This is a genomic window from Streptomyces sp. NPDC033180, from assembly GCF_055577645.1.
On record NZ_JBVIPU010000001.1, the window covers coordinates 191,201 to 214,531 of the forward strand.

26 protein-coding genes are annotated in these 23,331 nt (G+C 71.0%); 12 read left to right on the forward strand and 14 right to left on the reverse strand.

The genetic code is table 11. From position 1 onward, the window contains the following. Positions 1-24: 24 nt before the first annotated feature. From ACZ5WE_RS00925 to ACZ5WE_RS00935, 3 genes are all read right to left on the reverse strand, one after another. Entirely contained in the window at positions 25-603 is a 579-nt protein-coding gene (locus tag ACZ5WE_RS00925) for a TerD family protein (protein ID WP_249590593.1), read from the reverse strand. A gap of 134 nt (positions 604-737) precedes the next feature. Continuing rightward, complete coding sequence (uvrB, locus tag ACZ5WE_RS00930; protein WP_467690088.1) at positions 738-2,876, reverse strand: excinuclease ABC subunit UvrB; 2,139 nt, start codon at positions 2,874-2,876, stop codon at positions 738-740. A 40-nt stretch (positions 2,877-2,916) separates the two neighbouring features. Next, entirely contained in the window at positions 2,917-3,783 is an 867-nt protein-coding gene (locus ACZ5WE_RS00935) for an MHYT domain-containing protein (protein ID WP_467690086.1), read from the reverse strand. Between the two features lie 249 nt (positions 3,784-4,032). On the opposite strand from ACZ5WE_RS00935, the gene ACZ5WE_RS00940 reads away from it, so the two are divergent. The 3 genes from ACZ5WE_RS00940 to ACZ5WE_RS00950 all read left to right on the forward strand — a co-directional run bounded on the left by ACZ5WE_RS00940 (position 4,033) and on the right by ACZ5WE_RS00950 (position 6,952). Next, a complete protein-coding gene (locus ACZ5WE_RS00940; protein ID WP_467690084.1) occupies positions 4,033-4,953 on the forward strand; it encodes a glycerophosphodiester phosphodiesterase in 921 nt (306 codons plus the stop codon). Between the two features lie 78 nt (positions 4,954-5,031). Next, on the forward strand, positions 5,032-5,622 hold the full coding sequence (locus ACZ5WE_RS00945; RefSeq protein WP_467690083.1) for a methylated-DNA--[protein]-cysteine S-methyltransferase: 591 nt from the start codon (positions 5,032-5,034) through the stop codon (positions 5,620-5,622). A 67-nt stretch (positions 5,623-5,689) separates the two neighbouring features. Further along, positions 5,690-6,952, forward strand: coding sequence for an MFS transporter (locus ACZ5WE_RS00950; RefSeq protein ID WP_467690081.1), 1,263 nt, complete (start codon positions 5,690-5,692; stop codon positions 6,950-6,952). Between the two features lie 109 nt (positions 6,953-7,061). Here the strand turns inward: ACZ5WE_RS00950 and ACZ5WE_RS00955 are convergent, their stop codons facing one another. Beyond that, positions 7,062-7,430, reverse strand: coding sequence for a cupin domain-containing protein (locus ACZ5WE_RS00955; RefSeq protein ID WP_467690079.1), 369 nt, complete (start codon positions 7,428-7,430; stop codon positions 7,062-7,064). A 44-nt stretch (positions 7,431-7,474) separates the two neighbouring features. Further along, positions 7,475-7,918, reverse strand: a complete 444-nt coding sequence (locus ACZ5WE_RS00960; protein ID WP_467690077.1) for a VOC family protein — start codon at positions 7,916-7,918, stop codon at positions 7,475-7,477. Positions 7,919-8,077: 159 nt separating this feature from the next. On the opposite strand from ACZ5WE_RS00960, the gene ACZ5WE_RS00965 reads away from it, so the two are divergent. The 3 genes from ACZ5WE_RS00965 (at position 8,078) to ACZ5WE_RS00975 (ending at position 10,350) form a co-directional block, all read left to right on the forward strand. Continuing rightward, positions 8,078-8,992, forward strand: a complete 915-nt coding sequence (locus tag ACZ5WE_RS00965; protein WP_467690372.1) for a pseudouridine-5'-phosphate glycosidase — start codon at positions 8,078-8,080, stop codon at positions 8,990-8,992. Further along, positions 8,989-9,141 (forward strand): hypothetical protein, encoded by a 153-nt coding sequence (locus ACZ5WE_RS00970; RefSeq protein ID WP_467690075.1) that lies wholly within the window; start codon positions 8,989-8,991, stop codon positions 9,139-9,141. The genes ACZ5WE_RS00965 and ACZ5WE_RS00970 overlap by 4 nt, the downstream gene beginning before the upstream one ends. Before the next feature lie 249 nt (positions 9,142-9,390). Further along, positions 9,391-10,350 carry a carbohydrate kinase family protein gene (locus tag ACZ5WE_RS00975; protein ID WP_467690074.1) on the forward strand — a complete coding sequence of 320 codons (960 nt, stop codon included), beginning with the start codon at positions 9,391-9,393 and terminating at the stop codon, positions 10,348-10,350. A gap of 426 nt (positions 10,351-10,776) precedes the next feature. Here the strand turns inward: ACZ5WE_RS00975 and ACZ5WE_RS00980 are convergent, their stop codons facing one another. Beyond that, the gene (locus ACZ5WE_RS00980; RefSeq protein WP_467690072.1) at positions 10,777-11,577 is read right to left on the reverse strand and encodes a methyltransferase domain-containing protein; all 801 of its coding nucleotides are present in this window, start codon (positions 11,575-11,577) and stop codon (positions 10,777-10,779) included. A 147-nt stretch (positions 11,578-11,724) separates the two neighbouring features. On the opposite strand from ACZ5WE_RS00980, the gene corA reads away from it, so the two are divergent. After that, the gene (corA, locus tag ACZ5WE_RS00985) at positions 11,725-12,861 is read left to right on the forward strand and encodes a magnesium/cobalt transporter CorA (protein WP_467690071.1); all 1,137 of its coding nucleotides are present in this window, start codon (positions 11,725-11,727) and stop codon (positions 12,859-12,861) included. A gap of 38 nt (positions 12,862-12,899) precedes the next feature. On the opposite strand, the gene ACZ5WE_RS00990 is transcribed toward corA, so the two are convergent. The 3 genes from ACZ5WE_RS00990 to ACZ5WE_RS01000 form a co-directional block, all read right to left on the reverse strand. After that, the gene (locus tag ACZ5WE_RS00990; protein WP_467690069.1) at positions 12,900-13,319 is read right to left on the reverse strand and encodes a CBS domain-containing protein; all 420 of its coding nucleotides are present in this window, start codon (positions 13,317-13,319) and stop codon (positions 12,900-12,902) included. A gap of 146 nt (positions 13,320-13,465) precedes the next feature. Beyond that, positions 13,466-13,870 carry a PPOX class F420-dependent oxidoreductase gene (locus tag ACZ5WE_RS00995; RefSeq protein ID WP_467690067.1) on the reverse strand — a complete coding sequence of 135 codons (405 nt, stop codon included), beginning with the start codon at positions 13,868-13,870 and terminating at the stop codon, positions 13,466-13,468. Positions 13,871-13,915: 45 nt separating this feature from the next. Continuing rightward, on the reverse strand, positions 13,916-14,557 hold the full coding sequence (locus ACZ5WE_RS01000) for a nucleoside/nucleotide kinase family protein (protein ID WP_467690066.1): 642 nt from the start codon (positions 14,555-14,557) through the stop codon (positions 13,916-13,918). 479 nt (positions 14,558-15,036) lie between these two features. Between ACZ5WE_RS01000 and ACZ5WE_RS01005 the strand changes: the two genes are divergently transcribed. From ACZ5WE_RS01005 to ACZ5WE_RS01015, 3 genes are all read left to right on the forward strand, one after another. Further along, positions 15,037-15,735, forward strand: coding sequence for a DUF2293 domain-containing protein (locus ACZ5WE_RS01005; protein ID WP_467690065.1), 699 nt, complete (start codon positions 15,037-15,039; stop codon positions 15,733-15,735). A 609-nt stretch (positions 15,736-16,344) separates the two neighbouring features. Beyond that, a complete protein-coding gene (locus ACZ5WE_RS01010; protein ID WP_467690064.1) occupies positions 16,345-16,824 on the forward strand; it encodes an anthrone oxygenase family protein in 480 nt (159 codons plus the stop codon). Positions 16,825-16,973: 149 nt separating this feature from the next. Continuing rightward, positions 16,974-18,464: a glutamate synthase subunit beta gene (locus ACZ5WE_RS01015; protein ID WP_467690063.1), complete on the forward strand. Its 1,491-nt coding sequence runs from the start codon at positions 16,974-16,976 to the stop codon at positions 18,462-18,464. Between the two features lie 66 nt (positions 18,465-18,530). Here ACZ5WE_RS01015 and ACZ5WE_RS01020 read toward each other — a convergent pair whose 3' ends face one another. Both ACZ5WE_RS01020 and ACZ5WE_RS01025 read right to left on the reverse strand, forming a co-directional pair. Continuing rightward, a complete protein-coding gene (locus ACZ5WE_RS01020) occupies positions 18,531-18,746 on the reverse strand; it encodes a DUF397 domain-containing protein (RefSeq protein ID WP_249593092.1) in 216 nt (71 codons plus the stop codon). A gap of 93 nt (positions 18,747-18,839) precedes the next feature. After that, the gene (locus tag ACZ5WE_RS01025; RefSeq protein WP_467690061.1) at positions 18,840-19,700 is read right to left on the reverse strand and encodes a helix-turn-helix domain-containing protein; all 861 of its coding nucleotides are present in this window, start codon (positions 19,698-19,700) and stop codon (positions 18,840-18,842) included. 191 nt (positions 19,701-19,891) lie between these two features. Here ACZ5WE_RS01025 and ACZ5WE_RS01030 point away from each other — a divergent pair, with 191 nt between their 5' ends. Together ACZ5WE_RS01030 and ACZ5WE_RS01035 are read left to right on the forward strand one after the other, a co-directional pair. After that, a complete protein-coding gene (locus ACZ5WE_RS01030; RefSeq protein ID WP_467690060.1) occupies positions 19,892-20,332 on the forward strand; it encodes an ATP-binding protein in 441 nt (146 codons plus the stop codon). Positions 20,333-20,377: 45 nt separating this feature from the next. Next, the gene (locus ACZ5WE_RS01035; RefSeq protein ID WP_467690059.1) at positions 20,378-20,830 is read left to right on the forward strand and encodes a hypothetical protein; all 453 of its coding nucleotides are present in this window, start codon (positions 20,378-20,380) and stop codon (positions 20,828-20,830) included. Between the two features lie 130 nt (positions 20,831-20,960). Here ACZ5WE_RS01035 and ACZ5WE_RS01040 read toward each other — a convergent pair whose 3' ends face one another. The 3 genes from ACZ5WE_RS01040 to ACZ5WE_RS01050 form a co-directional block, all read right to left on the reverse strand. Beyond that, positions 20,961-21,149, reverse strand: coding sequence for a hypothetical protein (locus ACZ5WE_RS01040; protein WP_467690371.1), 189 nt, complete (start codon positions 21,147-21,149; stop codon positions 20,961-20,963). 116 nt (positions 21,150-21,265) lie between these two features. Continuing rightward, positions 21,266-21,955 (reverse strand): DUF899 domain-containing protein, encoded by a 690-nt coding sequence (locus ACZ5WE_RS01045; RefSeq protein ID WP_467690057.1) that lies wholly within the window; start codon positions 21,953-21,955, stop codon positions 21,266-21,268. Positions 21,956-22,095: 140 nt separating this feature from the next. Further along, on the reverse strand, positions 22,096-23,307 hold the full coding sequence (locus ACZ5WE_RS01050; RefSeq protein WP_467690055.1) for a cytochrome P450 family protein: 1,212 nt from the start codon (positions 23,305-23,307) through the stop codon (positions 22,096-22,098). Between the last annotated feature and the right edge of the window lie 24 nt (positions 23,308-23,331).

Here is a 23,331-nt window from a genome sequence, read left to right on the forward strand (position 1 = left end):
CGCGTCGCGTGTCGTGCCGCGTGCTTACAGGTGCGGCAGGATCGACGGCATCAGGTCCTGGAACGTGCGGCCGTTGGCGGGATTGCCGATGGCCGTCATCTGCCAGCCCGTGCCCGCGCGGTGGACCTTCGCCATGATCTGCGCGGTGTACTGACCGCCGCCGTCGAGTGTGTACCGGGCGAGCTCCTGGCCGTTGGTCTCGTCGACCAGGCGGCAGAACGCGTTCTGCACTTCCTGGAACGTCTGGCCCGTGAAGGAGTTCACCGTGAAGACGATCTGGTCGATGTGGACCGGGATCCGCGCCAGGTCGACGAGGATCGCCTCGTCGTCCCCGCCCTGGCCGACACCGCCGACCAAGTTGTCACCGGTGTGCCGCACGGAACCGTCGTCACTGACGAGGTGACGGAAGAACACGACGTCCACCGGCTGCTTGTCGGCGAACAGGACCGCCGACGCGTCCAGGTCGACCTCACGCGTGCGCGTGCCGAACAGGCCCCGCCTCGGGGCCGCTTGCCAGCCGAGTCCCATGCGCACCGCGGTGAGGGCGCCCCCGTCGTCCTTCTGCAGGCTGATGGCCTGACCCTTGGTCATGTTGACCGTCACGCGCTGTCCCCTCTCGAACTGCCCTGAGCAACCGCCGGTCTGTGCGGTTGCCCAGCACCCTATGCAGAGGCACTGACAGTGCCGCACTGTGGGCAGCACTTTGTGTCGCTCTTGCAACACACCAGGCAGTACGCCTACGCCTGCCCCGCCTCCCTCATCTGCCTGAGCTCCTTCTTCATATCTGACACCTCGTCACGCAGCCGTGCGGCGATCTCGAACTGGAGGTCCGCGGCGGCCGCGCGCATCCGCGCCGTCATCTCCTCGATCTGCTCGGCCAGTTCGGCCGCGGGGCGGTCGGTGGGCACCTTCTCGGCGGCCTTGCCCTTGGCCACCTTGCCCGCCTTCTGCGCCGTCTCCGCCTTTCCGCCGAGAGCGGGCACCGGCGCCTTGGCTTCCTTCGCCTTGCGGTAGTCCGTGCCGAGCAGCTGCTCCGTGTCGACCTCCTCGCGCGCGATCGCCGACACGATGTCGTTGATCTTCTTGCGCAGCGGCTGCGGGTCGATCCCCTTCTCCTTGTTGTACGCGATCTGCTTCTCGCGGCGGCGGTTCGTCTCCTCGATGGCCTGCTCCATCGCCGGGGTGACCTTGTCCGCGTACATATGGACCTGCCCGGAGACGTTTCGCGCCGCGCGGCCGATGGTCTGGATCAGCGAGGTGCCAGAGCGCAGGAAGCCCTGCTTGTCGGCGTCGAGGATCGACACCAGGGAGACCTCGGGCAGGTCGAGTCCCTCACGCAGGAGGTTGATGCCGACCAGGACGTCGTACTCACCGGCGCGCAGCTCGCGCAGGAGCTCGACGCGGCGCAGGGTGTCGACGTCGCTGTGCAGATAGCGGACCTGGATGCCCAGCTCGAGGAAGTAGTCGGTGAGGTCCTCGGCCATCTTCTTGGTGAGCGTGGTGACCAGGACGCGCTCGTCCTTCTCGGTGCGGGTGCGGATCTCGTGCACCAGGTCGTCGATCTGCCCCTCGGTGGGCTTGACCACGACCTCCGGGTCGATGAGACCGGTGGGGCGGATGATCTGCTCGACGAAGCCGTCGCCGCGCGAGAGTTCGTACTTCCCCGGGGTCGCCGAGAGGTAGACCGTCTGGCCGATGCGGCCGAGGAACTCCTCCCACTTCAGCGGGCGGTTGTCCAGGGCGGACGGCAGCCGGAAGCCGTGGTCCACCAGGGTGCGCTTGCGGGAGGCGTCCCCCTCGTACATCGCGCCGATCTGCGGGACCGTGACGTGCGACTCGTCGATGACGAGGAGGAAGTCCTCGGGGAAGTAGTCGAGGAGGGTGTTCGGGGCGGTGCCGGGCTCGCGGTCGTCGAAGTGCATCGAGTAGTTCTCGACGCCGGAGCAGGAGCCGATCTGGCGGAGCATCTCCAGGTCGTACGTCGTGCGCATGCGCAGGCGCTGGGCCTCCAGCATCTTGCCCTGCTTCTCCAGCTCGGTGAGGCGCTCGGCGAGCTCCTTCTCGATGCCGGTGACCGCCTTCTCCAGGCGCTCCGGGCCTGCCACGTAGTGCGAGGCCGGGAAGACGTACAGGTGGTCGTCGTCGCTGATGACCTCGCCGGTGAGGGGGTGCAGCGTGGAGAGCGCCTCGATCTCGTCGCCGAACATCTCGATGCGCACGGCCAGCTCTTCATAGACCGGGAAGATCTCGATGGTGTCGCCGCGGACCCGGAAGGTGCCGCGGGCGAAGGCCACGTCGTTGCGTGTGTACTGGATGTCGACGAAGCGCCGCAGGAGCTGGTCGCGGTCGATCTCGTCGCCGACCTTGAGCGGCACCATCCGGTCGACGTACTCCTGCGGGGTGCCGAGGCCGTAGATGCAGGAGACGGAGGCGACCACGATCACGTCACGCCGGGTGAGCAGCGAGTTCGTCGCGGAGTGGCGCAGGCGCTCGACTTCCTCGTTGATCGAGGAGTCCTTCTCGATGTACGTGTCCGACTGCGGGACGTACGCCTCGGGCTGGTAGTAGTCGTAGTACGAGACGAAGTACTCCACCGCGTTGTTCGGCAGGAGCTCTCGGAACTCGTTGGCCAGCTGGGCGGCCAGCGTCTTGTTCGGCGCCATCACGAGGGTGGGGCGCTGGAGCTTCTCGATCATCCACGCGGTGGTGGCCGACTTGCCGGTGCCGGTCGCGCCGAGCAGGACGACATCCTTCTCACCTGCGTTGACGCGCCGCTCCAGGTCGGCGATGGCCGCCGGCTGGTCGCCGCTTGGCGTGTAGTTGCTGACGACCTCGAAAGGCGCCACCGTGCGTTCGATCTTGGATACGGGCCGCATGGAACCCACCGTACGACCCCGCACTGACAACGGGGTCGGATCACCAGCTCTGCGGGGTCCGCGGGCCGGGACGCTGCGGGGGCCTGCGGCCGGCCCGCGGGTCGTGCCGGTCGCCCGAGCGGGGCACCGGGTAGGGGGCATGCTGCCGCTGTGCGGCGCTCTGGAGGTCGGCCTTGCCCATCACCATCAGCGGGTCGAACATCACGATCACTCCGGCGAGCAGCAGGAAGGCGAGCGGGCCGATCATCATGGGCGCGAGCAGCTCGGCGGGCGAGTCTCCCCCGGTCGGCGTCCCGGGCGAACCGTGCAGATGGACACTGAGGGCGGCCATCCCGGTGTAGTGCATGCCGCTGACGGCAAGACCCATGACGAGGCTCGCGCCCAGGCTCCAGAGGAAACCTCTGACCTGCGCGGCCGCCCACAGGGCCGCGGTCGCGGCGACGACGGCGATCACGACGGACGCGGAGACGGTGAGGGTGTTGTACTCCAGCGTCCCGCGCAGACGCATACCGGCCATTCCCAGGTAGTGCATCGAGGCGACGCCCAGACCGGTGATCGTTCCTCCGGTGAACAGCGCCGTCCCGGTCGCGCCCCGGTAACCCACGATGAAGATCCCGACGCCGACCATGACGATGGCGACGGCGAGACTCGCGAAGGTCAGCGCCTTGTCGTAGTGGATCGGGGCTTCCTCGACGGTGAACCCCATCATCGCGATGAAGTGCATGGTCCATATGCCGGACCCGATCGCCGCCGACCCCAGGGCGAGCCAGCCGGGCCGCCAGGAGTGCGCGACAAGGAGCGACCTGGTGGTGCAGCGCAGGCCGAGCGCTCCGCCGAGACACGCCATGAGATACGCCGCTACCGGCGTGATCACTCCATAGCTGAAACCGTCGACCGTGCCCTGCATGAGCGGTAGCCCTTCCGCCTGTTGTATCCAAATGCCCGGGATTGCCCCCAAGTGGCCCCAGCCGACCGTCTACTGACAGGCCATGGGCTGAAGCAGAGAGTAAAGCTCACTCCGGAACTTGCGAACGATTTTCCGGGAAAGAGACCCGGCTGTCTCCGTTCAACCTGTGGCCATCCTGCACCTGTCTCGCGTTGGCCGTGGACTGTCACTCTCATCCGGTCCGTGCCCGAACATCGCGAGGAGTCACCGTTGTACGCACGCGTTGCCGCTGCCACCACCGCCGCTCTTCTTGGAGCCGGCGCACTAGCTCTCCCCTCCGCCACCGCTCACGCCGCCGACCAGAAGTCGGCGCCGACGTCCACGCGGACGTCCACGCAGTCGTCCGCCTCGCACGACAGGCCGCTGGTCGTCGCGCACCGGGGCGCTTCCGCCTATACGCCCGAGAACACTTTCGCAGCCATCGACAAGGCTGCTGACATGGGGTTCCGCTGGGTCGAGAACGACGTCCAGCGCACCAAGGACGGCGAGCTCGTGATCATGCACGACGACACCCTGAAGCGGACGACGAACGTCGAGCAGCTCTTCCCCGACCGCGCGCCGTGGAAGGTCGCGGACTTCACCGCGGCGGAGATCGCCAAGCTGGACGCGGGCAGCTGGTTCAGCCCGAAGTACGCGGGGCAGCGGGTGCCGACGCTGAAGCAGTACATGAACCGCGTCTCGCGCAACCACCAGAGTCTCGTCTTCGAGTTCAAGAAGCCCGAGCTGTACCCGGGCATCGAGAAGCAGGGCCTCGCCGTCCTGCGCAAGACGGGCTGGCTGAGCAAGCACCACGTCAGGAGCAAGCTCGTCATCCAGAGCTTCAGCGCGGACAGCGTCAAGACGGTCCACAAGCTGCGGCCCGACATCAAGACCGGCTTCCTCGGCACGCCCGCGGTCGCCGATCTGCCCAAGTACGCGGAGTTCTCCGACCAGATCAACTCGACGCACGGCTCCATCTCCCGTGAGTACGTCGCCGCGATCCACGCGCTCAAGGGACCGCACCGCAAGCGCCTGGAGATCTTCACCTGGACCGTGAACGACGCGGCCGCCGCGCAGCGTGTGGCGGGCTTCAGGGTGGACGGCATCATCACTAACACGCCCGATGTCGTGCGCAAGGCCATCTCCGGCTGAGGCCTGCCCGGCGTGGGCCGGTCACCGCGGGACGTGCTCGCGGCGGCGTTGTCAGTGCCCGGTCGTACGGTGGTCCACATGAACGCCAATGGGCAGGCCGACGGGCAGCACGGGCAGGACCGGCCGGGTCAGGACGACCCGCGGCAGGTGGTGTGGGCCGTCGTCGCGAGCGACATCGGCCCCCTGCTGCTCGCCGCGACCGACGAGGGTCTGGTCAGCGTCGTCTTCCACGCCACGGACGCGGTGCGCGACAAGGCACTCGAGCGACTCGGCTCCCGGTTGGGGGCCGAGCCGGTCGAGACACCCGGGTCCCCGCTCCTCGCCGAGCCGATACGCCAGCTCTCGGCGTACTTCGCGGGCGAGCGGCACGACTTCGAGCTGCCGCTCGACTGGTCGCTGATCTCCGGGTTCAACCGCCAGGTCCTGCACGAACTGACCGCCGTTCCGTACGGCGCCGTCGTGGGGTACGGAGACCTGGCCCGCCGGGTCGGCCAACCGGGCGCGGCCCAGGCGGTCGGCATGGCGATGGGGGCCAATCCGCTGCCGGTGGTGGTGCCCTGCCACCGTGTGGTCGAGAGCGACGGCGGCATCGGCGGGTTCGGCGGCGGCGTCGAGACCAAGCGGCAGCTCCTCGCCCTGGAGGGGGTGCTGCCGGAGCCGCTGTTCTGAGGCTCCTCTCCCGCCGAGCCGTGAACTCCCTGTTTCCCGCGCAGGTACGCCCTGGCACACTGCGTCAGTGACTTCGACCCTCGACGCTCCTGACATACCCACGCCAGAAGCGCTGCCCGCACTGCGCCGCCGTACCACCGCGGTGCTGGTCTCCAGTCAGATACTGGGCGGGCTCGGGGTACCGATCGGCATCGCGCTCGCCCCCATGCTCGCGACCGAGGTGAGCGGGACGGAGGCGCTGTCCGGCCTCGCGCCCACCGCGTCCGTGGCCGGCACGGCCCTGCTCTCGCTGCCGCTCGCCGCCCTGATGACGTCACGCGGACGGCGGCCCGGCCTCGTCCTCGCGTATCTCATCGGTGCGCTGGGAGCGGGACTCGTGGTCCTGGCCACCGTCATCGAGAGCTTCCCCCTGCTGCTGCTCGGCATGGCCGGCTTCGGGGCGGGCTCGTCGGCCAATCTGCAGGCCCGCTTCGCGGCGGCCGACCTCGCCGAGCCCGACCGGCGCGGTCGCGCCATCTCCCTCGTCATCTGGGCCACGACCATCGGCTCGGTACTCGGCCCGAACATCGCGGCGCCCACGAGCCGCGCCTTCGCCGGCACCTCCATACCCGAGGCGGCCGGCCCCTTCCTCTTCGCCGCCGGGATCTTCGCCGTCACCGGTCTCGTGGTGGCGGTACTGCTGCGTCCCGATCCGCTGCTCACCGCCCGCGCGCTCGCCCCGCAGGAGGACCACTCCGCACAGAGCCGCTCGCTGCGGGCCGGTGTCGCCGCCGTGGCCGCGTCACCGATGGCCCGGCTCGCCCTGATGACGGTGGCCGCGTCGCACACGGTGATGGTCTCGATCATGGTCATGACCCCCGTCGACCTGGGGCACCACGGGGCGAGCCTGCAACTGGTCGGCCTGGTCATCAGCGGTCACATCGCGGGCATGTACGCGCTCTCGCCGGTGATGGGCTGGCTCTCCGACCGGTTCGGGCGGCTCTCCGTGATCGGCCTCGCGGTCGGGCTGCTGTGCTGCGCCGCGCTGCTTGCCGGCACGGCGGGTCCCAGCCACGGCCAGACGGCCGCAGGTCTCTTCGTGCTCGGCCTCGGCTGGTCCGCGGGTCTGGTCTCGGGCTCCGCGCTGCTCACCGACTCGGTGCCGCAGCCCGCCCGGGCCGCCGTGCAGGGCCTCTCGGACCTGACCATGAACACGGCGGCGGGCATCGGCGGCGCGACGGCCGGCCTGATCGTCGCGCGGGCGAGCTACGGCTGGCTCAACCTCATCGGGGTCTGCGTACTGCTGCCGATGGCGGCGGTGGCGCTCCGCCGGGCGCTCAAGAAGGCCTGACTTCGGGGCCGGGCGGCCCGTGGGCCGGGCAGGCCGCGGGCCGGGCAGGCCGTAGGCCCGCCAGTCGGTGGGCCCGGCGGCCCGTAGGCCCGGCGTTCAGGAAGCGTGATCAGGGCAGCGTGATGTGGTACGCCTTGCGCAGCGTCTCGTGCACGGTCCACGTCGTACGGTCGCCCTCGCGCAGCACGGCCGCGTCGCCGGGGCCGAGCTCGATCACGTCGCCGCCCTCGACCTCGATGGTGGCCCGGCCACTGACGACCACGAAGAGCTCGTTCGCCTCGGTGTCGGTGACCACGCCGGGCGTGATCTGCCAGATGCCGCGCAGCTGCTTGCCGTCGGCCGACTCCCACAGGACCTTGCCGGTGACCTCCGGGGTGCCGGAGACGATCTGCCCCGGGTCGAGGGGCTCGGCCTCCAGGTCGACATCCGGAATGTGCACGGCAAAGGACGGCGCGAGAGCTTGGTCATTCGTGGTCATGGCCGGTCACCTTAGCGGGGCACCTCGGGCCCGTCGGGAACGGGTCAGCCCTCTCCATCCTCCCCGTAGTGCCGCGCTTCGAAGATGTTCCCGTCCGGGTCGCGGAAGTAGAAGCTGCGACGAGCCTTGCCGCGGGCACCGAACGCGTCGTGCGCGATGTCCGACACCGGCGTCCCGCGCTCCTCCAGACGGGCACGCAACGCCTCGAAGTCGGTCTCCGCCAGGGCGAGGCAGACGTGGTTGACCGGGTGGCCCGCGCTCTTGTCCGCGTCCGGCACGACGTTCATGCGCTCGGCGAGCGTGAGCGGTGCGAGGTCGAAGATGGTCTCTTCATTGAGCCGTACGGAGGGAAACGAGGCGTTGCCCGCCGTGAACTCGGCGACGCGCAGGGGTTCGAGGCAGAGCACCTTCTCGTAGAAGTCGGCTGCCGCCGCGGGGTCGCGTACCCACAGGACGACGTGGTCGAGACGTGTCGTGTTGTCCGTCATGCCCTCAGGCTGCTGTCCCGGCCTCGGCGCCGCAAGGGTTTGGCGGGGCACGCCGACTGCCAGGGATGAGGGGAGACCCGACAGGCAGGAGGCAGGCCCGTGCTGGAGGAGTCCGACGTGGTGTCCGATGGGGTGGTGACCGACGTGGTGTCCGACGTAATGGTGACCGACGTGGTGGTGTCCGACGAGGTTCAGGCGGCTGTGGCGAACCGGCGGCCCGTGGTCGCTCTGGAGTCCACGATCATCGCGCACGGGCTGCCGCGCCCGCGCAATCTCCAGGTCGCGCGTGAACTCGAAGAGGTCGTACGTGGGGAGGGCGCTGTCCCCGCGACGATCGCCGTCCTGGACGGACGCCCCCATATCGGTCTGGACAAGCAGCAGTTGGAACGGGTCGCGAACGAGGACGGCATCCGCAAGCTGGGCCACCGCGACCTGGCGCTCGCGGTGGCGGCGGGCGCGAGCGGGGCGACGACGGTATCCGCGACAGCACTGCTCGCCGCGCGGGCGGGCGTACGGGTGTTCGCCACGGGTGGGCTCGGTGGGGTGCACCGGGAGTGGGCGGTGACCCAGGACGAGTCCGCCGACCTGGGGCTGCTCGCCCGGACGCGCGTCACGGTGGTGTGTGCGGGGGTGAAGTCGATCCTGGACGTGGCGGCGACGCTGCAGCGCCTGGAGACGCTGGGCGTGGCGGTCGCGGGCTACGGGACGGACCGTTTCCCCGGCTTCTACCTCACCGACTCCGGGCATCCGGTCGACTGGACGCTGCGGACGCCCGCGGAGGTCGCGGCGGTGATGCGGGCCCAGGACACGGTCGGCGGCCCGGAGTCCGCGCTGCTCGTGGCGAACCCGGTGCCGGAGTCCGAGCAGCTCGATCCCGCGCTCCACGCGCGCGTGCTGGCCGAGGCGTTGGAGGCGTGCGCGGAGCGGGGCATCACCGGGCAGGCGGTCACGCCGTTCCTCCTGGACCAGCTGGTACAACGCACCGACGGAGCATCACTGAGCGCCAATCTCGCGGCGGTGCGGGGCAATGTGCGGCTCGCGGGGCGGATCGCGGCGGCGTGGGTGGAGCGGTGAGGTCGTCGCGGCGGGGCCGGGCGCTGCTGGTCGTCGGCGACGGTGTGATTGATGTGGTCGCGCAATGTCGGGTGCGGCCGGATCCTGGCAGGGACGCGGACGCGGACGCGGCGGTGGCGGTGGCGGTGGCGGCGTGGGTGGAGCGGTGACGGCGCGGCGGGGACGGGTGGTGGTGGTCGTCGGCGACGCCGTGACTGACGTGGTCGCGCAGAGTCGGGTGCGACCGGACCCTGGCAGGGACGCGGCGGCGGTGGTGGCGTGGGGGGAGCGGTGACGGCGCGGCGGAGACGGGTGGTGGTGGTCGTCGGCGACGCCGTGACTGACGTGGTCGCGCAGAGTCGGGTGCGACCGGACCCTGGCAGGGACGCGGACGCGGCGGTGGCGGTGGCGGTGGCGGCATGGGTGGAGCGGTGACGGCGCGGCGGGGCCGGGCATTACTTGTCGTCGGCGACGCCGTCACCGACATAGTCGCCCGACACCGAACGCCGCCGGTTCCCGGCACGGACACGGCTGCGGCGATCCGTACGGTTCCGGGCGGCGCGGGTGCCAACGTGGCGTGCTGGGCGGCTTCTTGGGGCTGCCGTGATGTGCGGTTCCTGGGGCGGGTCGGCGCGGACTCGGCGGCGTGGCATGAGGAGGCGCTCATGCGCGCGGGGGTGCGACCCCGGCTCGTCGTCGACTCCGAGGCGCCTACGGGGACCGTGATCTGCCTGGTCGACGGGGGCGATGGGGCCGGCGCGGAGCGGACGTTCCTGACGGACAGCGGAGCCTCGCTGCGTCTGTCGGGCGCGGACTGGTCGCCGGCGCTTTTGGACGGGGTGGGGTGGCTGCACCTGTCGGGGTACTTGTTCTTTGCGAGCCAGAGCAGGGCGGCGGCCGAGGCGGCACTGGCGGCGGCACGCGCGCGTGGAGTGCCGGTGAGTGTGGACCCTGCGTCGGCGGGCTTCCTGGCGGAGCTGGGCGTGGAGCGGTTCTTGGCTGCGGTGGACGGGGTGGATGTGTTGCTGCCGAGCGAGGGGGAGGTGCGGTTGCTGGCGGGGTCGCCTGAGCCGGGGGACACGGCGGGGGCGGCGGATGTGGGTGGCCTGGCGGAGGCGGCCGCGAAGTTGAGCCGTCAGTTCCCGGCGGTGGTGGTCAAGCGGGGCGCTGCGGGGGCGCTGGTCGCGCGGGAAGGTGAGGTGCGGGCCGAGGTCCCGGCGCTGCCTGCCGTCGCGCGGGACTCGACGGGTGCGGGCGACGCGTTCACGGGGGCGTTCCTTGCGTCCCGCTTGTCCGGCGCGGGGCTCTGCGAGGCTTCGACGGAGGGGTGCCGGGCGGGAGCGAGGGCCGTCGAACTGGTGGGGGGCAGGCCGGCTTAGGGGGCGTTGCCCCTGGCGGGGGGGGCCGCTACATGCTCTCTCGGGTGCGTCGCCGACTGCGGGGGGGGCGGGCGGGGCTGCGGGCGCTCTGGCGGAGGGGCCGCCCTGCCTCCTCGGGTGCGCTGCGGACTGCGTGCGCGTGACCCTGCGGGGCGGACGGCCTGCGGGACCGACCGCCCGTGGGGCCGGGACGCGCCGGTATGTCCGTCCTCGCCATCACGGCCCGAACGCCCGGCTACTTCGGCGAACGAGACCCGCGAACCGTGTCCGGGCAGACATACCGACACGACCCCTCACGTGCACTGCCGACTGCCGGTGCGTGGGTGCTTGGGCCGCCCATCTCGCACCGCGGGGCCTGTTCGGGGAGGGGCGGATGCGGGGTGACGGGCGGGTGGGTGGGTGGGTGGGGAAGGGGCCCCCGGAGGGCTACGGCTTGCGGGCCCAGGCTGAGATCAGAGGGGGCGTTGCGAGGTCCATCGGCTCGGAGGCGATGTTCGACAGGTGGTCGGTGATGTCGGCCTCCGTGGCCAGCCCCTCGGACGTCAGAGCCGCGCGGGCCTGCTGGATCGTGGCCGTCTCCAGGGCCACGCAGGCGGGCGAGGCCAGGGGAAAGTACGCGTCGGCCTCCACCTGCCGCAGGCCCGCCGCACGGAGCAGACGGGGCAGACCGCGACCGTACGCGAGGTCGGCGCCACGCCCGGCGAGCAGCGCGGCACGAAGACGGTTCGCCAACTGCTGGGCAGGCCCCTGCTCATCGGGACAGGCCAGCGGCTGCAACGCCGGATCCGCCTCCTCGATCAGCAGGCGGCCCCCGGGCCGCAGGGCCCGGATCATCGAGCGCAACGCCAGCTCCCGGTCCGGCACCCGGGCGAGGACGAGCCGCGCGTGGACAAGGTCGAAGCCCCCGCCGGGCGGCCCCTCCGCCCCCACGTCATGGATGCGTACCTCGACCGGCGTTCGGGCGGCCGACGTATGCCAGGAGATGTCCGCGTCGGTCGCGAGGACCCGCCCCGTGGGACCGACGCGCTTCGCGAGCCAGGAGACGACGGATGTGCCGCCCGCGCCGACCTCCCAGCAGCGCCACCCCGGCCCGATGCCGAGCCGCTCGATGTGCCGGAAGGTCGTGGGGTCGAAGAGCGCGGAGAAGGCCTCGGAGCTCTGCCCCGCGCCCGCCCCCTCGGCCTGCCGATTCCGATTGCCGGTCAGATAGCCGTCAATGAGCGTCATGCGTTGATTATCGCGATTGTCCGGCCTGCTCTCGGTAGGCGGCTCCGAGCGCTCGGAGCGGAGTACTCCGTTCCCACAGGGTGCGGCCGCACCGACAGGGCGTACTGGCACACTGGCACGTCAAGTAACCAGAACGAGGAGCCACGCATGTCGATGGCAGGCAACCTGCGAAAGGCAGGGAACCTCCGCAAGGTGGGCGGCCTGCGGAAAGTCGCGCGGGTCGCCCAGTTCGTGCGCAAGCACAAGCGCGTCGACCTGAGTCACCCCGCCCGCTCTCCCCTGGGCTCGGCGGTGGTGAAGTGCGTGACGTACCGCAACGGCGTGCGCCAGGAGGACGGCCGCGACCTCGTCGAGGAGGTCGAGCGCGTCCGCAAGAGCGGTGACGGGTTCGTCTGGCTCGGGTTGCACGAGCCGACCGAGGAGGAGTTCGCGGGCATCGCCGAACTCTTCGACCTGCACCCGCTCGCCGTGGAGGACGCGGTCCACGCCCACCAGCGCCCGAAGGTGGAGCGGTACGACGAGACGCTGTTCGCCGTGTTCAAGACCGTTTGCTACGTGGAGCATGCCGAACTCACCGCGACCAGCGAGGTGGTGGACACCGGCGAGATCATGGTCTTCGTCGGCAAGGAGTTCGTGATCACCGTGCGGCACGGCCGCCACGGTTCGCTCGGCCCGCTGCGCGAGGAGCTCGAATCGGCGCCCGAGCAGCTCGCCCAGGGCCCCGCGGCGGTCCTGCACGCGCTGGCCGACCACGTCGTGGACGACTATCTCGTCGTGACGGACGCGGTGCAGGCCGACATAGACCAGGTGGAGATGGACGTGTTCTCCAAGGAGGGAGAGCGCGCCGATCCCGGCCGGATCTACCAGCTCAAGCGCGAACTCCTCGAACTGAAGCGGGCCGTGGTGCCGCTCGGCCGCCCCCTGCAGACCCTCTCCACCCAGCCGATGCGGGTGATCGCCCCGGAGATACAGGCCTACTTCCGGGACGTCGACGACCACCTCAAGCGGGTGACGGAGCAGATCGCCGCCTTCGACGAGCTTCTGAACTCCATCCTCCAGGCCCATCTCGCCCAGGTGACGGTCGCGCAGAACGAGGACATGCGGAAGATCACCGCCTGGGCCGCCGTCATCGCCGTACCGACGATGGTCTGCGGTATGTACGGGATGAACTTCGACCACATGCCCGAGCTGCACTGGAAGTACGGCTATGGACTGGTGGTCGGCGTGATCGCCACCACCTGTCTCGCGCTCTACCGCGGCTTCCGGCGCAACGGCTGGCTCTAGGTCGAACGAGCCGCGCCCGAGCGTGAGGTGGCTGCGGATCAGCTTTTCGCGTAGACGCTCTCGACCCAGCTCGCGAGCTGGTTGTCGTCGAGGTGCGTGGCGAGATCGGCCTCGCTGATCATGCCGACAAGGCGTTTGTTCTCGATGACCGGGAGCCGGCGGATCTGGCTGCCCTTCATCTCCTGGAGGACCTCGTCGACGCCCGCGCCCGAGTCGATCCAGCGCGGCGTTCCCTTGGCCATGTCGCCCGCGGTCACCCGGGACGGGTCGTGCCCCATCGCCACGCAGCCGACCACGATGTCGCGGTCGGTGAGGATGCCGCAGAGCCGCTCGTTCTCGTCGCTGATGGGCAGCGCGCCCACGTCGAGCTGACGCATCAGTTGTGCCGCGCGGTCCAGGGTCTCGTGTGCGGGGATCCACTGGGCGCCGCGGTGCATGATGTCTCCGGCGGTGGTCATGTGGTACCTCCCGGTGCCGGACGGCCGGCGCGGCGCGGAGGCACCGCTAGTCCCGGCGCCCCTCATTCTCGCCGGGCCACCGGAGGTCCGCACTCCGAAGGCGGGCCCCCTGACGGCACGGGGCGGGCGTCGAACGGTGCCAGACCTCAGGCGGAGAAGCCGACGACCTTCTCCGGGAGCACTCTGATGATCACCCGGACCTCCTCGTCCTTCTCGCCGGGAGGGTCGATGCCCAGGTACTTGTGCGAGAGCTCGTGCGGAAGTCGCTTCTCCGGATCGGGCAGGATCTCGGCGACACCGCGGATCTCGGTCGACATGTACGGGTTGGCCAGGTCGAAGACCGAGATGCTGATGCGCGGGTCGCGTTCGAGGTTGCGGACCTTCTGCCGCCGGGCCGTGGAGGAGAACAGCACGGTGTCGCCTTCCCTCTTGATCCACACCACCGAGTTCTGCGGCGCCCCGCCGGGGCCGAGGGTCGCGACGCTGGCGAAGTTCTTGCCGTCGAGGAGGGTGCGGACCGATTCGCTGAAGTGGAGCGCTGTCGTTGCCATGCCCCGACTCTAACTACATGCACGTGCATATAAAAGGGGTTTGGTTCAGCCGCTCCACGCCGGGTGCCGCGGGTCGTCCGCGCGTACGACCACGTCCGCCGCCGCACCGGGGGCGGTCTCCGCCTCGTACCGCTCGAAGGCGGGCAGGGTCCACCGCTCGCTCTCGGCCGTACGTCGCCGCAGGGCGCCCGGCGAGAGACTCGTGTGCACCGTCAGGTCGAAGGGAAACCAGTGGCCGAGCAGCAGCGGGCCGTGCAGCAACAGCAGGGCACCGGGCTGGAGTTGGACGTACGGGCTGCGCGTCGCGCGGTCCGCTTGCGGGTCCCACAGGTCGGGCAGCACCCGTCCCGTGCCGCCAGGATCAAGCGGCCCGAAGACCTCGCGCCAGAGTGCGCCGGTGTCGAACCAGCCGCTGTAGTACGCCTCCACGTCCTCGCGCCCGTATTCGAGGCGCAGGGAAGCGGGGCGCAGGAAGCCCTCCGTGCCGACGACGAGCGCGGACCGCCCGCGCACCCGCAACGCGTCGGCCACGCTCCGGGCCAGCTCGCCCGGCCTGCCTGCCGGAGCCCCGTCGAAGGCGACGCGGGGCCAGCGGCTCGCGTCGGCCGTCTTCAGGTCGAGCAGCCGGTCGGCGAGGGTGTCGGTGAGCCGGTCCCAGGTGATCGCTTCGAGTCGCACCCACCCCATGATGCCGGGCTCTTCCGGCCGGGGCGCCGGGCTCCTCACCTCCCGAGGTGCCGGGCTCCTCACCCCCCAGGGACCCGGGCTCCTCACCTCCCAGGGACCCGGGCTCCTCACCTCCCAGGGACCCGGGCTCCTCACCTCCCAGGGCGCCGAGCCCATCACCCCCCCCCACGGTGCCAAGCCCCTCCCCCCCCCCCACAGTGCCGAGCCCCTCACCCCCCACGGTGCCAAGCCCCTCACCCCCCACGGTGCCAAGCCCCTCAGCCCCCAGGGGCCCGGGCTCCTCACCCCCCAGGGACCCGGGCTCCTCCACACTCCTCCCCCGGTCACCGGGCTGCTCCTCCCACCCACGCCGCCGGGCCCTCCCCCGCGTATCGCCTGCTCCTCCCACCCACGCCGCCGGGCCCTCCCCCGCGTATCGCCGGGGCCCCACCCCTGCCTCGCGGAGGTACGCACCCGCCGACCGGGGGAATGAATCCTTCATGGCACCAACTCCCCTCGCCCGGAAAGCACTTCTCGCCATCCAGCCCCTCAAGCGCCGCCACTGCGCGGAGTGCGGCGGCGGCCCGCTCAACCTCCTGGTCGTCGAGGACTCCGAGCCGCGCTGCCTGGACTGCGCCGACCTGGGCCATCTCGTCTTCCTGCCACGCGGCGACACCGCACTGACGCGCCGGGCCCGCGAGGGGAGCGGGCTCTCGGCAGTGGTCGTCCGCCTCAACCGGCGCCAGGGCCGGTACGAGCGGCAGGGCGTCCTCGTCGAGGAGGCGGCGCTCGCGCGGGCCGAGGAGCAGTGCCTCGCGGACGCGGAGGCGCGGGCACGCCGCCGGGCACGGGACGCCGCGCGCCGGGCCATGGAGGACGTCCGCTTCACCGCCGCCTTCGCGAACGAGATACGGCGGCTCTTCCCGGGGTGCCCCGATGAGCGGTCCCGGACGATCGCCGCCCACGCGTCCGTGCGGGGCAGTGGGCGGGTGGGCCGTAGCGCGGCGGGCCGGGCCCTGTCCGCCACCGCGGTGACGGCCGCCGTGGTGGCGGCTCTCCGGCACACGGAGACGCCGTACGACCGCCTGCTCATGAGCGGAGTTCCCCGCGGCGAGGCCCGGCGCCGGATCGCCCCGGCGGTGGATGCGGCGCTTCGGGCCTGGCAAGGGCCCGGGCGGGGGGAGGATCTGGCAGTCTGAGCCGCCGGGCCCTGGGGCCCTGCGGGTCCCCCTCGCCCTCTCCCTCGCCCGCGTCGCACGTGCCGGACGCCCTGGCCTGCGGCCTGCTGCGGCCTGCGGAACCGGCTTGCTCGCCTCGCCTGTCGGGCGTTCAGGTGGTCGTTCAGGTGGTGGGCTGCCATCTGCTTGCCCGCCTCCCGTTGCGCGCTCCTGGCCCGCCGCGCCGCGGTGACGCCGACGGAAAGCTGACGAACCACCCCAGGCGAGAACACCCCGCCCGTTCGCCCGCCCCTCGACCCGGGGCAATCGGGCGGGTGGGCGGGAGGAATCCACCGCGAAGCGGGCGGGAAGCAGACGCAAAGCAGACACAAAGCACCGCCGAGCCGGCAGCAAGTCAGCCCGGAAGTCGGCAGAAAGCGGGTGCCGAAGTCAGCCGGAAGCTCGTGGCTCGTGGCTCGTGGCAGGCCATCCCCCCAAGGCCCCCGGCCAGACGCCCGCGCATGCCCCCGCGCGCCCCACGCATGGCCCTCCACCCCGCTGGGGCAATTCACTTGTGGTGCGGGGCCGCGCCATGGAGGATCACTGCGGCTCGCTCACCTGACGGCTGCCTTACTCAACGCGGGAGTTGCCATGATCGAGGGACCGTACTTCGTGCTCGTCGTGCTGGGAGCACTCGCCTGCGGCCTGGTCGCAGGAGCGTTCGTCGCGTTCTCGACGTTCGTGATGCAGGGCCTTGCCGCGCTGCCCCCGGCGCAAGGCATCGCAGCCATGCAGTCGATCAACGTCAAGGCGGTCACCGCCGGGTTCATGACCGTGTTCATGGGCGCCGCCGGCCTCAGCGCGGTCGTCGCCGTCGTCACCTTCGTCCTCTGGCCCGACGACGGCACCGTCGAGCTGTTGCTCGGCAGCGCGCTGTATCTGTTCGGGTCGTTCGGCGTGACCATCGCCGCGAACGTCCCCCGCAACGACGCCCTCGCCAAGCTCGACGCACAGGCACCGGAGAACGCGGACCGCTGGCGCACGTACGTCCGTGAGTGGACGATGTGGAACCACATCCGGGTCGGAGCATCGCTGGCCGCGTCGGCGTCCTTCATCCTCGCCCTGACCTAGCCTCCGGCCGGGCCCGCCCCGGCCCCGCCCCACCTCCGCCCCGCGAGCGTGCCGCGCCCGCCCACCCGTCGTACAGTGGCCGAAAGCCCGCGAAACCACGCGAGAAACCAGCACGAAGGCACGCGAGAAGGCACGCGAGGGAGACGGCCATGGCCGACCCCAAGGGCTTCCTCACCACCCCCCGCCAGGAATGGCCGCGCCGATCCGTCGGCGAACGGGTCAAGGACTGGGACGAGGTGTACGTCCCCGGCGCGCTGCTGCCCATCGTCGAGCGACAGGCCGATCGCTGTATGGACTGCGGCGTCCCCTTCTGCCACGACGCCTGCCCGCTGGGCAATCTGATCCCCGAGTGGAACGACCTCGTCTCACGGGCCGACTGGCATGCCGCGGCCGACCGGTTGCACGCCACGAACAGCTTCCCCGAGTTCACCGGCCGCCTCTGCCCCGCCCCCTGTGAGGCGGGCTGCGTTCTCGCGATCAACCAGCCCGCTGTGACCATCAAGAACGTCGAGGTGGCCATCGCCGACCGCTCCTGGGCCGACGGCCTCAACCCACCACGCGCCCCGGACCGGCACTCCGGCAGGACGGTCGCCGTCGTCGGCTCGGGACCGGCAGGACTCGCCGCCGCACAGCAGCTGACGCGTGCCGGGCACACCGTCGTGGTGTACGAACGCGACGACCGCGCGGGCGGGCTGCTGCGGTACGGGATCCCCGCGTTCAAGATGGAGAAGCACCACGTGGAGCGACGGCTCGCGCAGATGCGGGACGAGGGCACGGTCTTCCGTACGTCCGTCGCGATCGGGCGGGACATCGGCGCCGCGGAGCTGCGGACCGGGCACGACGCGGTGGTGCTGGCCACCGGCGCCACCGCCTGGCGCGAACTCGATGTCCCCGGGCGGGAGTTGAGCGGCATCCAACAGGCGATGGAGTATCTCCCGCTCGCCAATCACGTGTGCGAGGGCGACTTCGACACCTCCCCGCTGTCCGCCGCGGGCAAGCACGTCGTGATCGTCGGCGGCGGGGACACCGGGGCGGACTGCCTGGGCACGGCGTTGCGTGAAGGGGCCGCGTCCGTCACCCAGTTGGACATCTACGAGCGGCCCGGTGACGTACGCGACGAACTGGCCGAGCCATGGCCGACGTACCCGAAGATCTACCGCCTCTCCGCCGCGCACGAGGAGGCGGGCGAGCTGCGCGCCGCCCCCGCGGCGGACACCGACGCGCGCCTGTTCGCCGCGTCCACCCTCCGCTTCACCGGCGACGCGGCGGGCCGGGTACGCGCCCTGCACCTGACCGAGGTCGACGCGGACCGCCGCCCACGCCCCGGCACCACCCGTGAACTCCCCGCCGATCTCGTGCTGCTCGCGCTCGGCTTCACCGGGCCCGAGCGGACCGCGGGCGGCCTGATCGACCAGCTCGGCCTGGACGTCGAGGAGCGGGGCACCCTCGCCCGCGGCGCGGACTTCGCCACCAACGTGCCGGGCGTCTTCGCGACCGGCGACGCGGCCCGCGGCCAGTCGCTGGTCGTCTGGGCCATAGCCGAGGGTCGCGCGAGCGCCGCCGCGGTGGACCGATGGCTGACCGGCACGACGGAACTCACGGCACCGATCGGCCCGTACGACCGGCCGATGACCGCCTGAGACCGGGCGGCCCCCGGCCACTGCGGATCTGAGCGGCCTCACGAGAGCGGCCTCACGACAGCGGCCTCACGACAGCAGGAAGTCGGCCTCCCCCGCCTTCGCCCCCTGGATGAACGCGTTGATCTCGCCGTGCGTGTAGATCAACGCCGGGCCGTCCGGATCTGCCGACTGGCGGACCGCCACCCTGCCGTCGGCCAGCTTCATGGCCTCCAGGCAGTTGCCGCCGTTGCCCCCGCTCCACGGCTTGTGCCAGCCCTCGCTGCCGAGCTCACGGGCAGGCATGCCGTTGTAGATCCGGGAGTCGTCCCGGGACTCGGGGCGGGACCCGGCTCCGGGCTTGGACCCGGGTCGCGTTCCGGCTCGGTGTCGATCCATTCACAGCTCCTTGCGGAGGTCCCGGAGGATCTCCTTTGTGCGATGTGCCGTCGCGGCCTGCGCCGCCATGCGGTCCATGACCTCGAGGTGAGTCGCCACCTCGGAGCGCGCGTCCAGATAGACGGCGCCGGTCAGGTACTCGCTGTAGACCATGTCCGGCAGCTCCGCCATGGCGAAGCGGAAGAGCACGAACGGTCCGTACGTGCCCGGGTGCGGACCCGCCGCGAACGGCGCGACCTGCAGCGTCACATGAGGAAGTTCGACGGCTTCGAGCAGCTTGTCGATCTGCTCGCGCATCACATCGGGACCGCCCACCGGCCTGCGCAGGGCGGTCTCGTCCATCACGATCCAGACCCTTGGCGCGTCTTCGCGGGTGAGCAGCGACTGACGCTCCATGCGCAGCGCCACATACCGCTCGATGTCCTCGGGGCGGGTCTGGCCGATCGCCCCCGAGCGCATCACACCTCGCGCGTACTCCTCGGTCTGCAGCAGACCGGGAACGAAGTGCGGTTCGTAGGACCTGATGAGGCCTGCTGCCCCCTCCAGGCTGACGTACATGCTGAACCAGCCCGGCAGGATGTCGTGGAACCGCTGCCACCAGCCCGGCTTGTTCGCCTCCTCGGCGAGCGTCACGAAGGCGTCGGCCTCGTCGTCGGCGACGCCGTAGGACTTCAGGAGGAGCTGGAGATACGGGATCTTGAGTGCGACCTCGGCCATCTCCATGCGGCGGACCGTGGCGGGGGCCACGCGAAGAATCCGCGCGGCCTCCTCCCGCTTGAGGCCTGCGCGCTCACGCAGGTCCTGCAAGCGACGGCCTAGGACGACCTGGCCGACGGTCGGCGCGGACCGCGGTTCGCTCACGTCCTACCTCCACGTACTCCATGTCATGCCAATTCACTCCGCACCTGGAGCCGTTGCGAGCAGTGTGCCACGTGCCGTCTCGAAGGAACACGCCACTGTGCACTTTTCAGAGTGGGTCTTGCCAAGGTGTTCCCGGCGGGGCGATAGTGGATGGCGTGACTCCGCCCGCGCCGTTACACACAGCTGCCGCCATGGCCCCTGTTGGCATTACTGCCGACGCGCGGGCCGACGGTGGTTCCGACCTCTGCGTCAGCTTCGCGCTGGTGCCACGGCCGGGCTCCGCCTCACAGGCCAGACGGCTCGCGAACGCCCAGCTCCTGGGCTGGGACATAGGCGAGGACGCCCGCGACGCCGCGGCCCTCGTGGTGTCCGAGCTGGTCACGAACGCGATCGTGCACACCGCCAGTCACCGGATCATCTGCGAGCTCTGCACGAAACCCGGAGCATTGCGCATAGCTGTGCGTGACGACGGATACGGATCGGGTGTCCCGCGGCCCGCCCAGGAAGGGCCCGACGCCGATGAGGAGCACGGGAGGGGACTGCTTCTCGTCGATGCGGTGAGCAACGCGTGGGGTGTGCGGGACGAGGGTCCCGGAGCAGGCCTCACCGTCTGGGCGGAACTGCGGGCATGACGTGACTGAGGGTGCGGGCGTGAGGACGACGTGGACAGGGGGCGTGTGAGCGCGGTGACGGTGCGGCGGCGGTTGGACCTGGACACGCTGGTCCGCCTCGAACGGAGGCGGAGCGCCGCCGCCTCGCCCCCGCCGCCCACGCGGCTCGCCGTCCCGGCGGGGATGTCGCAGCCGCTGGGGTGCGACGCGGTCTCGGTGCCCGCGCGGTTCGGGCCCCGGCTGATGGCGCGGCTGCCTCGGGTGGGGTGCGTGTACGAGGACGTGGACTCGGGGCGGTGGTGGTGGATCGTGCCGGCGGACTCCGATGTCGCGCTCGAGTGGCCGTCCCCCGCGTACTACGCCGCGGGAGCCGTGGTGCCGGGCGCCGGGCGCGCTCCCTCCCTGATCCACAGCCCGGCCGGGGGCGAGGTTCCTTATACGCCGCCGATTCCGCTGTACCTGGCGTGGTGCAGGACGACGGGGACTACGCCGGCGTGGTCGCGGCCCGTGCGGGCATAGCCTCCGGCGGGTTCTTTCCCCCCACCCCGCCCCATCCCGAAACCATGGGGCTCCGCCCCCCCTGGACCCCCGTAAAAGATGTCCTCAAACGCCGGACGGGCTGGAATTTCCCTCGCTGATCGCGGCGGTCTCAGGCGGCAGCCGCCACCTCGGGGACTTCGGTCTCGCGCACGATCACCAGGAAGGCGTCGGAGACGAGGTCCATCACGACCTCCGCCCGCTGCCCCTCCATGCGTCGGGCCCGCGCGAACTCCTCCGCGGGCCACGATCCTCGCGGCCCACCGGCCGGAAAGCGTTCAAGTACCACTCGGCTGTTCATCATCGTCCTTCTGCTCCCCCGTTGGCAGTCCTGACGGACTCTCATGGAGTAGAACGCGCCGAGGGGTGGAAAGGACTCGCAACGTGACGGACCTGACACCTGGTTGTGTCGGTTCGTCACATGTCGTACTCGTCGTGATACCTCAGCCGGCTGCTGCCCGCGGGCGCTCCGAGCCCCGTCGCCCGGCCCTTCGGTTCCTCCCACTCCTCCTGCCTGCCAAGGGCGGTGAGGTCGAGGAGACTGGAGTACGAGGCGACCCAGTCGGTGCCGCGGTCGTAGGTCGAGTACGTGTGGAAGACGCGGTCGCCGTCGCGCAGGAAGCAGCTGAGGCCCGGCTGCTCGAAGGACTCGTCGCCCTCGCCGACGGTGGCGTCGAAGTCGTGGTTGAAGTCGCTGCCGTGGGAGGAGTACCACGGAACCGTCCAGCCCATCCGTGCCTTGAAGGGCAGGATCTTGGTGAAGGGCGCGCGGGAGACGGCGATGAAGTTCGTGCCGCGGGCCCGGAGATGGGCCAGGTGACCGATCTGGTCGAGGAATGCCGAGCAGCTGCGGCAGCCTCCGTCCCATTCCGGGGCGAACATGAAGTGGTAGACGATGAGTTGGGCGTTCCCGTCGAAGAGGTCGAACAGCGTCGCCTTGCCGTCACAGCCGTCGAAGAGGTACTCCTTGCCGATCTCGACCATCGGAAGCCGCCGCCGCTCGGCGTTGAGGGCGTCACGCGCCCGTGTCTCCGCCTTCTCCTTGGCGAGCAGTTCCTGGCGCGCGGCGAGCCACTCCTCGCGCGTGACGATGTCGGGAAGTCCCATGGTCCCTCAGTCCCTCCTGCGGACCCGCCCCTCGGATCCGTACTTCTGCGAGGGGTGACCCGCGGGGCCGCCGGAACTCATCGGTCGCGGCGAAGAAACTTCGAGGAATCCTGAAGGAAGCCCGAGAAGCCCGGGGAAAGCTAGAACGCCACCGGGAGCGTGAGCAGTCCGCGGGCCCGCATCGAGGGACGCCACCGCAGTTCCCCGGGTGGTACCGCGAGCGCGAGGCGGGGGAAGCGTTCGAGGAGGGCGGTCAGCGCGGTGGCCGTCTCCAGGCGGGCGAGGGGGGCGCCGACGCAGTGGTGGATGCCGTGCCCGAGGGCGAGGTGACCCGAGGCGTCGCGGGTGATGTCCAGGCGGTCGGCGTCGGGGTAGCGGCGCGAGTCGCGGTTGGCGGCCGACGGGGAGAGCAGTACGGTCTCGCCCGCCGGGACGGTGACGCCCCCGATGGTGACGTCTTCGAGGGGGAAGCGGCGGATGGCGAGCAGGGCGGGCCCGTCGTACCGGCTGAACTCCTCGACGGCTGACGGGAGTTGGGACGGATTCGCGCGCAGGGACGCGAGCTGGTCGGGGTGGCGCAGGAGGGCGAGGACCGCGTTGCCGATGAGCTGGACGGTGTTCTCGTATCCGGCGAAGAGGATCAGGAAGGCGAGCGACATCAACTCGTCCTCGCTCAGCCGGTCCTCGTTCCCCCGGCGCTCCTCTCCCTCGTCCCGTACGGCGATGAGGTCGGAGAGCAGGTCGTCGGCGGGCTCCTTGCGCTTCTCCGCGAGGAGTTGCGTGAAGAAGCTGAGCATCGCGACGACGGCCTCCTTCGCGGCCTGCGGCCGCGCGGGGTCGGGCGCGACCAGGGCGTCGGTCCACACCCGGAAGTCCGGGCGGTGCCCGGCCGGCACCCCGAGGAGGTCGCAGATGACAGTGATCGGGAGCGGGGCTGCGTACGCGGCGACGAGATCGGCATGGCCCAACGGCTCGACGGCGTCGAGGAGTTCGTCAGCGATATGCCGGATCGGGGCGCGCAGGCTCTCCACCCGGCGCGACGTGAAGGCCTTGACGACCAGGCGTCGGATGCGGGTGTGGTCCGGCGGGTCCATGTTCATCAGGTTCGCGTCCAGGGCGGGCGGCAGCGCGAAGCCCCGGTAACCGCCGGGCAGCGCATGGCTCTTGTCGAGCGAGAGCCGCGGGTCGGCGAGCGCGGCGCGTACGTCGTCGTACCGCGTGACCAGCCAGGCCGGGCTGCCGTCGGGCCCTGCCACCCGGTGCACGGGTGCGGTGTCGCGCAGCCGTGCGTAGGTGGCGTACGGGTCATCGATGAGGCCGTCGGCGGGGTCCGGCTGCGGGGCGTGTGACATGGCCCCACCCTAGGCAGCCGCTCC

What these genes read in the sequence shown, in the direction of transcription:
- corA (WP_467690071.1), top strand. Translation starts at nt 11,725, where the DNA reads ATGTCGATGGCAGGCAACCTGCGAAAGGCAGGGAACCTCCGCAAGGTG.
- ACZ5WE_RS01010 (WP_467690064.1), top strand. Translation starts at nt 16,345, where the DNA reads ATGATCGAGGGACCGTACTTCGTGCTCGTCGTGCTGGGAGCACTCGCC.
- ACZ5WE_RS01050 (WP_467690055.1), bottom strand. Translation starts at nt 23,307, where the DNA reads ATGTCACACGCCCCGCAGCCGGACCCCGCCGACGGCCTCATCGATGAC.
- ACZ5WE_RS01030 (WP_467690060.1), top strand. Translation starts at nt 19,892, where the DNA reads ATGGCCCCTGTTGGCATTACTGCCGACGCGCGGGCCGACGGTGGTTCC.
- ACZ5WE_RS01040 (WP_467690371.1), bottom strand. Translation starts at nt 21,149, where the DNA reads ATGAACAGCCGAGTGGTACTTGAACGCTTTCCGGCCGGTGGGCCGCGA.
- ACZ5WE_RS00945 (WP_467690083.1), top strand. Translation starts at nt 5,032, where the DNA reads ATGAACGCCAATGGGCAGGCCGACGGGCAGCACGGGCAGGACCGGCCG.
- ACZ5WE_RS01005 (WP_467690065.1), top strand. Translation starts at nt 15,037, where the DNA reads ATGGCACCAACTCCCCTCGCCCGGAAAGCACTTCTCGCCATCCAGCCC.
- ACZ5WE_RS00935 (WP_467690086.1), bottom strand. Translation starts at nt 3,783, where the DNA reads ATGCAGGGCACGGTCGACGGTTTCAGCTATGGAGTGATCACGCCGGTA.
- ACZ5WE_RS00955 (WP_467690079.1), bottom strand. Translation starts at nt 7,430, where the DNA reads ATGACCACGAATGACCAAGCTCTCGCGCCGTCCTTTGCCGTGCACATT.
- ACZ5WE_RS00995 (WP_467690067.1), bottom strand. Translation starts at nt 13,870, where the DNA reads ATGGCAACGACAGCGCTCCACTTCAGCGAATCGGTCCGCACCCTCCTC.
- ACZ5WE_RS01015 (WP_467690063.1), top strand. Translation starts at nt 16,974, where the DNA reads ATGGCCGACCCCAAGGGCTTCCTCACCACCCCCCGCCAGGAATGGCCG.
- ACZ5WE_RS01000 (WP_467690066.1), bottom strand. Translation starts at nt 14,557, where the DNA reads ATGGGGTGGGTGCGACTCGAAGCGATCACCTGGGACCGGCTCACCGAC.
- ACZ5WE_RS01020 (WP_249593092.1), bottom strand. Translation starts at nt 18,746, where the DNA reads ATGCCTGCCCGTGAGCTCGGCAGCGAGGGCTGGCACAAGCCGTGGAGC.
- ACZ5WE_RS00965 (WP_467690372.1), top strand. Translation starts at nt 8,078, where the DNA reads ATGGTGACCGACGTGGTGGTGTCCGACGAGGTTCAGGCGGCTGTGGCG.
- ACZ5WE_RS01045 (WP_467690057.1), bottom strand. Translation starts at nt 21,955, where the DNA reads ATGGGACTTCCCGACATCGTCACGCGCGAGGAGTGGCTCGCCGCGCGC.
- ACZ5WE_RS00980 (WP_467690072.1), bottom strand. Translation starts at nt 11,577, where the DNA reads ATGACGCTCATTGACGGCTATCTGACCGGCAATCGGAATCGGCAGGCC.
- ACZ5WE_RS00990 (WP_467690069.1), bottom strand. Translation starts at nt 13,319, where the DNA reads ATGACCACCGCCGGAGACATCATGCACCGCGGCGCCCAGTGGATCCCC.
- ACZ5WE_RS00960 (WP_467690077.1), bottom strand. Translation starts at nt 7,918, where the DNA reads ATGACGGACAACACGACACGTCTCGACCACGTCGTCCTGTGGGTACGC.
- ACZ5WE_RS00975 (WP_467690074.1), top strand. Translation starts at nt 9,391, where the DNA reads ATGGGTGGAGCGGTGACGGCGCGGCGGGGCCGGGCATTACTTGTCGTC.
- uvrB (WP_467690088.1), bottom strand. Translation starts at nt 2,876, where the DNA reads ATGCGGCCCGTATCCAAGATCGAACGCACGGTGGCGCCTTTCGAGGTC.